This is a genomic window from Veillonellaceae bacterium, from assembly GCA_012523975.1.
Taxonomy (GTDB): Bacteria; Bacillota; Negativicutes; order JAAYSF01; family JAAYSF01; genus JAAYSF01.
Genome location: JAAYSF010000095.1, coordinates 1 through 8150, shown reverse-complemented (window position 1 = coordinate 8150; position 8150 = coordinate 1). Strand labels below are relative to the sequence as shown.

11 protein-coding genes are annotated in these 8150 nt (G+C 38.1%); 4 read left to right on the top strand and 7 right to left on the bottom strand.

What is annotated here, in order from left to right:
* The 3 genes from GX348_12300 to GX348_12290 form a co-directional block, all read right to left on the bottom strand.
* On the bottom strand, nucleotides 1-757 hold a 757-nt coding region (locus GX348_12300), incomplete at its 3' end, for an anaerobic ribonucleoside triphosphate reductase (GenBank protein ID NLP42939.1).
* A gap of 26 nt (nucleotides 758-783) precedes the next feature.
* Nucleotides 784-1248: a transcriptional repressor NrdR gene (nrdR, locus tag GX348_12295; GenBank protein ID NLP42938.1), complete on the bottom strand. Its 465-nt coding sequence runs from the start codon at nucleotides 1246-1248 to the stop codon at nucleotides 784-786.
* Between the two features lie 180 nt (nucleotides 1249-1428).
* Nucleotides 1429-1701 (bottom strand): YlmC/YmxH family sporulation protein, encoded by a 273-nt coding sequence (locus GX348_12290; GenBank protein NLP42937.1) that lies wholly within the window; start codon nucleotides 1699-1701, stop codon nucleotides 1429-1431.
* Nucleotides 1702-1891: 190 nt separating this feature from the next.
* Between GX348_12290 and GX348_12285 the strand changes: the two genes are divergently transcribed.
* The 4 genes from GX348_12285 to GX348_12270 all read left to right on the top strand — a co-directional run bounded on the left by GX348_12285 (nucleotide 1892) and on the right by GX348_12270 (nucleotide 4445).
* Nucleotides 1892-2077 carry a hypothetical protein gene (locus tag GX348_12285; GenBank protein NLP42936.1) on the top strand — a complete coding sequence of 62 codons (186 nt, stop codon included), beginning with the start codon at nucleotides 1892-1894 and terminating at the stop codon, nucleotides 2075-2077.
* 71 nt (nucleotides 2078-2148) lie between these two features.
* Entirely contained in the window at nucleotides 2149-2478 is a 330-nt protein-coding gene (locus tag GX348_12280; GenBank protein NLP42935.1) for a hypothetical protein, read from the top strand.
* Complete coding sequence (locus GX348_12275; protein ID NLP42934.1) at nucleotides 2475-2744, top strand: hypothetical protein; 270 nt, start codon at nucleotides 2475-2477, stop codon at nucleotides 2742-2744. Before GX348_12280 ends, GX348_12275 begins: the two co-directional genes overlap by 4 nt.
* A gap of 231 nt (nucleotides 2745-2975) precedes the next feature.
* On the top strand, nucleotides 2976-4445 hold the full coding sequence (locus GX348_12270; protein NLP42933.1) for a recombinase family protein: 1470 nt from the start codon (nucleotides 2976-2978) through the stop codon (nucleotides 4443-4445).
* Between the two features lie 113 nt (nucleotides 4446-4558).
* Here the strand turns inward: GX348_12270 and spoIIR are convergent, their stop codons facing one another.
* From spoIIR to GX348_12250, 4 genes are all read right to left on the bottom strand, one after another.
* On the bottom strand, nucleotides 4559-5158 hold the full coding sequence (gene spoIIR, locus GX348_12265; GenBank protein NLP42932.1) for a stage II sporulation protein R: 600 nt from the start codon (nucleotides 5156-5158) through the stop codon (nucleotides 4559-4561).
* Between the two features lie 26 nt (nucleotides 5159-5184).
* Nucleotides 5185-5958, bottom strand: coding sequence for an RNA polymerase sporulation sigma factor SigG (sigG, locus tag GX348_12260; protein ID NLP42931.1), 774 nt, complete (start codon nucleotides 5956-5958; stop codon nucleotides 5185-5187).
* 209 nt (nucleotides 5959-6167) lie between these two features.
* Nucleotides 6168-6905: an RNA polymerase sporulation sigma factor SigE gene (gene sigE, locus GX348_12255; protein ID NLP42930.1), complete on the bottom strand. Its 738-nt coding sequence runs from the start codon at nucleotides 6903-6905 to the stop codon at nucleotides 6168-6170.
* Between the two features lie 13 nt (nucleotides 6906-6918).
* Nucleotides 6919-7809 (bottom strand): sigma-E processing peptidase SpoIIGA, encoded by an 891-nt coding sequence (locus GX348_12250; protein NLP42929.1) that lies wholly within the window; start codon nucleotides 7807-7809, stop codon nucleotides 6919-6921.
* Between the last annotated feature and the right edge of the window lie 341 nt (nucleotides 7810-8150).

Sequence of the window (8150 nt, the reverse complement as noted above, 5' to 3'; positions counted from 1 at the left end):
TATTAAGGTTATATATTAAAGCCTCCATTGCTTGATAAACTTCTTCTTCACTGGCCTTTGCCATAAAAGGAGCTATATCACGATCAAAAAAAGCAAAAGATTGCCCGCCATGCATATCGTTCTGTGAGCTTTGCAAAATAATTGCCGCCAAGGCAGTAGCCGAGGAAGGACGTTTAGGAGGCCTTATATAACCATGACCATTATTAAAACCTGATTTAAGCAGCTTTCCTAACGGTATTTGTACGCAGGTAAGGGTTTTGCCATAAAAGTCCAAGTCATGTATATGAATATCACCTTTAACGTGAGCTGTCGCAATTTTTTCAGGGATTAGCCTTGTTAGATAATAAGCCTTACTTGCTGCACTAGCTATTTGGAGCATTTTGGCCGAAGGAGAATTAGATACATTGGCATTTTCTCTGCTTGTTTCAACAAGTATATCAGCAACTGCATCCATTAATTCTGATTTTGCGTCACGCATGCGGGTACGTTTATCCCGATATAAAATATACGCTTTAGCCGTTTTCGCATGTCCTTTTTCAATAAGCATTTTTTCAACAGCATCTTGAACATCTTCTACGCTGAAAACACCGCCGTTAAACTTATGCTTTAAAAAGCGTAAAACGTCTAACGTTAGTTCCATCGCCAACTGCTTGTCCGCTCCACCAACTGCTTTTGCTGCTTTAAATATTGCTTCAGTAATCTTACTCTCATCAAAATCTACAACACGACCATCACGCTTTTTTATCTTTGTTAACATCCAAATCCCCGTCCTCGTCAAAAAAATTATTTAATAGTTCGCGTTTTCATTAAATCTTCTAGTTCCTGCATAAAGTTATTAATATCTGCAAATTGACGATAAACAGACGCAAACCTAACATAAGCTACTTGATCGATCTCTTTGAGATACTGCATTACCATTTCGCCAATCTGTTGGGTAGGAATTTCACGTTCCATGGTATTTCTAATTTCTTTCTCAACTCTTTCAACCATTTCTTCGACAACCGATAAAGGTATAGGCCGCTTTTGACAGGCTCTCAATACGCCATCCATAATTTTACTACGATCAAATAACATCCTGCGCCCATCCTTTTTTACTACCATCAGCGGAACCTGTTCAACAACTTCATATGTAGTAAATCGCCGGTTACAGCTTACACACTCACGCCTGCGTCTGATTGTACTGCCTTCTTCTGCCGACCTTGAATCACTAACCTTGCTTTCCATCCAGCCACAAAACGGACAGCGCACCTTCAGCCCCCCATTGTTACAAAATTTTTCAGCATGCGGTATGTTAAATAGATTATTATTTAATATACTACATATAGTAGTGCATTTTACTCAATACGCCATATATAGTGTAATTCCTGCCATTATATGAATTTTTTTGATAAAAAAATCTCTACCTTTACTTAAGGTAGAGATTTTTAACTATTCACCATGCCGTATTTCTGCAATTGCTGCTGCCTCAACCAGGATAACATCAAACCCAATCTTGCTAATTTTCTCCCATGGAATTACTATGTCCTCATTTCTGCCAAACAGCCCAAGAAATTTCCCTGTCCCGGGGACAACTATTGCCGTTAGCTTTCCGGATTCAATATCAATTTCAATATCAGTAATTGTACCCAACCGCTTGCCGTCCATAACATTTATGACCTCTTTTAGTTTCAAGTCTGATACGCAAAAAGTAATATCATTCATGACATCACCCCCTCGCTACACTATATGACAAGCGTTCATGAACTCATGACACAAAAATAAAAACCGAGTCTTGGAAGTTATAAGGAAGCTCAATAAATTTAGCAAGTATTTCGTTTCCATGAATTCCCAACTGGTTTTCTCTATTAATTAACCTTGCTTTTCTGCATATAAATTAATTGGAGGTGTATTCATGGGTAAAGGGATCTTTATAGGGTTTGTTAAAAATGATGGCTTTAGATACTCTCCTGAGTCAATTCCCGAAGAGATAAAACAGAAAATTGCAGATGTTTTCATTATTAACGACAACCAGGCAAAACTCAGTCAACTAATTACTAGCGATAAATCAGGCGATAATTCAGAAAGCAGCCAGACTTGACTAATAAAATCGTTATAATGATAATAAGCTATAATTAGCATTCGACAAAAATTGTTTATAGGTAATAACAAATGAAAAAATATACTCCAAATAAAACAATTGTAATAATGTTATGGACAATATCGCTTGCGTCTATCGGAATACTGTTCCTTCAAACCTATTTAGAGGATATTAAAGAAGTACCTCAGCAGATTGAATTCGGTACATCAAAAAACACCTCACATAAAGAAATATTAACCCCCTCCGAGTTTAAGGATAATTTCAACGCAGCTTCAACTGAGTTTGACAGTAGCATTAAGATTGAGTCCTTAAACATTCAGACAGGTCTTTATCAAAAAACATTTAGTATAAAGCTGAAAAAAACATCCACTTACTCGGTATATTGGATGAAGAAGGAATGATAAGCAGAGTTACAATCATTGGGTTGAGCGATCACTCCTTAGATGCCGACCCTGATACAACAATGGCAATCGCTATCCTAATAGCCGCTTTTAATCCCGATTTGGCAATTTTAGACTGTTACCAAATAATTAAGGACGCCGCCCCCATCCAACCATCTTCAAGCGGCGAGACTATCCGTTATGGAAAACGGTATTTTTATACCCGTACAGTAGATAACAAAGTAATGTTTTCTGTCAGCAAATTTCAACCGGAAACTAAGAGATAAGTTAACCTATGCACAATACTCGGGGAGCCGCTAAGAACGCCACGCTCAATCGTCTATCATTATGACATTTAATCCTGTCATTGTGAGGACCAAATGGGCGTGGCATCTTGCTTCTTGGACTTCTTAAGATTAATTTTGAACGTATTTTATCGAAAGAAGTAATGTTACAGGCTAACAATAAATAACAATAAGCTGAATAATGTTGTTTGGCTTCGTAGAAGGAGGGTATCGATGAATGCTATATATTGCCGGGTAAGCACTGATGAGCAGGCCCGCAAAGGTTACTCTCTTGAAGATCAACGCCAAGCCTGTCGTCTTCATTTGCTTAAAATGGGCTTACATGATATTGAAGAATATATTGATGACGGTTATAGCGGCGAGTATCTTGAACGCCCCGCGCTCGAAAAGCTTAGATCCGACATTCAGCTTTACAACATAACTTATATAGCAATTTATGACCCGGATAGACTATCACGTAACCTAACAAACCAACTAATTCTGGCTGACGAAATAGAAAAATCAGGCACGCGCCTGACATTTGTTACTGGAGACTACGATTGTTCTCCCGAAGGCCGTTTGTTTTTCAGTATGAAAGGCGCAATTTCGGCTTATGAAAAGGCAAAAATTCGTGAGCGGACATATCGCGGCCGCCGTGCAAAAGCAGCTAAAGGAAAAATCATTTCAAACGCTCGCCCCTTTGGCTATGACTGGGATAAGAAAAGTAGCATGTATATAATAAACGAACGTGAGGCTCAAGTAATTAAAGCTATCTATCGAATGTGCCTTAATAATGGCTGGAGTGCTAGAACTATCGCGTTAGAATTAGCCCGTAAAGGTATTTTAGGTCGTAATAAAAGGCCTCTTTCTGTCTCAACAATTTCCCGTATTCTATCTAAGGAAATGTATTTTGGAAATCATTATCTCTTTAAACAAAGCGTACGAAAAACCGGCCAGAATACCCGGGAAATAGTCAATAACCCACGTGATTTATGGATTCCTATTAATATCCCTCCAATCGTATCTAAAGATCTCTGGGACAAAGTCCAACAGCAGCTTCAAATGAACAAACGTTTAGCGAAACGTAATACCAAACATGATTATTTATTAAAAGGCTTACTAATTTGTGGTGTTTGCGGCCGAAAAATGACGGCCTCCTCCCGAAAAGGGCCTCGCAAGAACGTACCTGATAAAGCTTATTACTATTATTCATGTATTTCCAAGGAATCAAAAAGTTACAAGCATAATCATATTAAATGCTCAGGCCGGCGGATACCCGCTAATGATTTGGACGCACTCGTTTGGAACAGCTTAGAAAGTATTATTGCAAAGGATCAGAAATTTTTAGGTTATATTAATAATAGAGATGATGATGAGATTGAAATTAAGGCTTTGAAAAATTCCTATCAGAAATTGCAAAATCAACAGACCGATATAACAAATTGGTATCGTCTTGGTTTATTGAACAGTCAAGCGGCTAAAACTGAGCTTGAAACAATTAGCAAAGATAAAGATGAAATCGCGGCAAAGATTAACAACCTGCTGGAACAGCAAAAAATAACAAATCAGCCGGTATTTACACCGACTGATTACTTTAAATTTGCTTCAATAGAGCACAAACGGCTAATACTGCAACGCATACCTTACAAAATAATGGCTGCAAGACTTGAGGATGATTTTGAATTCTGGCTGCAGGAGTATTAACTATTGCAAATCTGACTTGTTAAGATCAGAGGTTTTCAACATGCTAATTCCTCCTGTCAGCTCTAATTCATACATTATATGAGGGACAAGAGCTAAATGTGAATTCTGTTTTATCAAGACTTTGCCGACCACATTTCAGCAATTTTCCATCTAAATTCAATGCTAGCTGGACTTTTCTCCTGATCTTTACTAGCACCTTTTGGTATTGCCGCCGCATTGGTCATATCTATAAAACACAATGGCGGAAACAATATGCACCACCAATTTTCCCCTTCGGCTTTCCCTAAAAGCACACGAGCGGCCTCATATTTACCGGCAGGCAGGGTGAGCTCACCATATGACTTTACGGGAAAATCAAAAATTCCGACTTCAATTTTTACCGGATAATTCACCCCGTTGGCTGCTAAAACCCGCCGGGCTACATCAATCAGCTCGTCGTGTCTATCTGAGATTATTTGACGGGCTAAATAAGCGTCAGAAACATCTTTTAAGTATGGAGCCAGATAGCTTACAACAGCATCTCGGACTTTAAGCTTAACTAGCTGATCTTCAGCACTGTCGCTATTGGCTATAACATGCAGCCTAATCATGTTATGCTGACTATGTGCGATAGGCAGCTCGGTGTCCAGATTATAAGCTAATAGCATCCAGCCAGAGACGATGAAAAAAACAACTATACTAATAGCTAACCCTTTAAATATTTTTCTCCTCATATGTCCCCCTATTACACATGATTAATTTATATATATTTACGCATATGACCAAGTGCAGCCTTTTCAAGCCTAGAGACTTGCGCTTGCGAGATACCAATTTCTTCGGCTACTTCCATTTGGGTTTTTCCTTCAAAGAATCTTAATGTGAGAATATGTTTTTCTCGCTCGCTTAGTCTCCGCAAGGCTTCTTTGATAGCTACTCCTTCGAGCCAATTAAAATCAAGGTTCTTATCGTCACTTATTTGATCCATAACAAAAATTGGATCACCGCCGTCATGATAAATTGGCTCAAACAACGAAATGGGTTCCTGTATTGCGTCTAATGCAAATATTATTTCTTCCCTTGGAATCTTTAGCTCTTCGGCAATTTCATTAATAGACGGCTCTCGTGAGTACCTGCTTACAAGCGAATCGCGAACCTGTAACGCCTTATAAGCAACATCACGCATCGAGCGGCTGACTCTGATTGGATTATTGTCACGCAGATAGCGTCTTATTTCACCGATAATCATAGGAACGGCGTAGGTTGAGAACTTAACATTTTGCGATAGATCAAAATTATCGATGGCTTTCATTAAACCAATACACCCAACTTGAAATAAATCGTCAACATACTCTCCTCTGTTATTAAACCTTTGTATAACGCTCAAAACAAGCCTTAGATTTCCATATATCAGTTGCTCTCTTACTGTAGCGTCGCCGTTTTGCATAACTTCAAATAATTCTCGCATTTTATTCGCCGAAAGTACCGGGAGTTTAGCTGTATTTACACCACAAATCTCTACTTTGTTTATAATCATCTTCTGCCCTCCCAATGAGTCTTCCTTACTTTGCTGTACATAAGCATTATTGCCATAGCAGGAATCTTTTATTCAATTTGATGGCGTAATACTAGAAGACATTTAAAACTTTGCAATTAGAAAACACAGCTTTGCGCTTATGTCATTAGAATTTATAATTTTTCTGATAAGACCAAAAAAGACGCCTGTATTAGGCGCCTTAACTGGCTTCATTCCATACGGCTGATCTCTTTCCGCAGCCGCTTTATTATTCGTTTTTCCAAGCGTGATATATATGATTGGGAAATACCTAATAAATCAGCAACCTCCTTCTGAGTACGCTCTACGCCCTCATCATTCAAACCAAAGCGCAATTCCATAATTCGGCGTTCTCGGCCTGAAAGTTTGTTCATTGCTGTATATAGTAAAGTCTTATCAACCTCTTCTTCAACTGACTTATAGATGATATCGTTATCGGTCCCAAGAACGTCTGATAACAATAATTCATTGCCGTCCCAGTCTATATTAAGGGGTTCATCAAAAGAGACTTCACTGCGCGTTTTACTATTTCGCCTGAGATACATTAGAATTTCATTCTCGATACATCTAGACGCATATGTAGCTAGTTTAATTCGTTTAACCGGATCGAATGTATTCACTGCCTTTATCAACCCAATAGTACCAATACTGACTAAATCCTCAATACCAACACCTGTGTTCTCGAATTTTCTGGCAATATAAACCACTAAACGTAAATTCCGTTCAATAAAAACACTCTTAACGGCTTTATCGCCCTTTTGCAACCTAGTAAGTAAAAAGACTTCCTCATCATTACTAAGTGGAGGCGGTAAAATTTCTGTACTGCCTACATAAAAAATTTCGTCAGGCTCTAACAGCCTAAGTGCCTGCAAAAACGCAATTATTCTGAGCTTTATTGCTAGCTTGATTATTGGCCATTTAATACGCATTATTTCGCCTCCCTTAAGCCTTGAGAATCGCGGGATGTAATAAAGCTTGGTACATATTATTTTTTGCTAATTCACCTCGATATAGACCTAAAACGACATTATCTGTTTCTATTATTCCGCGTTCAGTCTTAATCACTAATATATCAGGCCGAAAACCTAGCAGTAAGTTATTTATTCCTACCGATTGGTATGGGATAATCTGCACACGTGACAGCCAAGCGTCATCACCACATGCTTCTAAGTTTTCAAACCATTGTTCGGATGGGCAATCTTTTAAAAATTTTGCTACACAATCATCCATAAGCTGTTCAATAGTAGTTTGATTTACTAAGACGACAGGCCTCCGTCCTAAGATTGTATAAAGAGCATTGCCGGTATCAAGCATTGCCGTGAAAACAACCGATTTATCGTTATATTTAGCTTCTGTCTGGTATAACGTACGCTGGCGAAGCATACGATTTAGTACAAACTTAGTTACAATAGACAATAGTGCGAAACATACAAAGATTCCTCCGGTTAATAATATCCATGATGTTGAAATCTCTTTACCCAGCTGAGAAAAGGGATTTCCCGAACACCAAAAAAACAACCAACCGAGTACCGCCCCCCCTAGGATAAATGAAGTGATATAAAACACTGCAATTTGTAATAAGAATGCTCTCCATGTCTTAAACTCAAAAGCTATAAAGATAAGCGAAAAAGAAACAAATAATTTAAAGATTGGCGTATAAAAAATTGCAAATTCCAGTAACGCACCGCCAATTACATATAGCGCTCCCAAGCATGCCGCTAAAATGACCCGCCACCAAGCAAATGATATACGCGCTAGCCACGCCGTTATTATCAAAAGAATGGTATTCATTATTACGTTGACGCAAAGTAGCACATCTACGTAAACATACATTCACATACCACCTAACTAAATTCCATTAAATGACTTTCATAACAATCTATGGAGTCATTAGATGATTTATTCATATTATAGCAGGTCAGATTTCAAAATTTTGTAAATTGATGCAATGTTACTTAAGGGTTGAGAAAGTTATTAAAATTCTTCTTACTACTAATAATGAACAAAAAAAACCAGCCTAATGGCTGGTCTTTTTATTAGTATTTCAGGTTCTATAATAAATGTTGGGGTACCCAGCTTCTAGCTGGAAGCACCTCAACATTTTTTTGCAAAAAAACGAGCATAAAGTGAAATTTCCCTTAAAATTAAAGTTGCTAACACCCAAAATTAAGGAG

Excerpts from the sequence above, each read along its gene's own strand:
- GX348_12250 (NLP42929.1), bottom strand. The coding sequence starts at position 7,809 with ATGTATGTTTACGTAGATGTGCTACTTTGCGTCAACGTAATAATGAAT.
- GX348_12275 (NLP42934.1), top strand. The coding sequence starts at position 2,475 with ATGATAAGCAGAGTTACAATCATTGGGTTGAGCGATCACTCCTTAGAT.
- spoIIR (NLP42932.1), bottom strand. The coding sequence starts at position 5,158 with ATGAGGAGAAAAATATTTAAAGGGTTAGCTATTAGTATAGTTGTTTTT.
- GX348_12290 (NLP42937.1), bottom strand. The coding sequence starts at position 1,701 with ATGAATGATATTACTTTTTGCGTATCAGACTTGAAACTAAAAGAGGTC.
- sigG (NLP42931.1), bottom strand. The coding sequence starts at position 5,958 with ATGATTATAAACAAAGTAGAGATTTGTGGTGTAAATACAGCTAAACTC.
- sigE (NLP42930.1), bottom strand. The coding sequence starts at position 6,905 with ATGCGTATTAAATGGCCAATAATCAAGCTAGCAATAAAGCTCAGAATA.
- GX348_12280 (NLP42935.1), top strand. The coding sequence starts at position 2,149 with ATGAAAAAATATACTCCAAATAAAACAATTGTAATAATGTTATGGACA.
- GX348_12285 (NLP42936.1), top strand. The coding sequence starts at position 1,892 with ATGGGTAAAGGGATCTTTATAGGGTTTGTTAAAAATGATGGCTTTAGA.
- GX348_12270 (NLP42933.1), top strand. The coding sequence starts at position 2,976 with ATGAATGCTATATATTGCCGGGTAAGCACTGATGAGCAGGCCCGCAAA.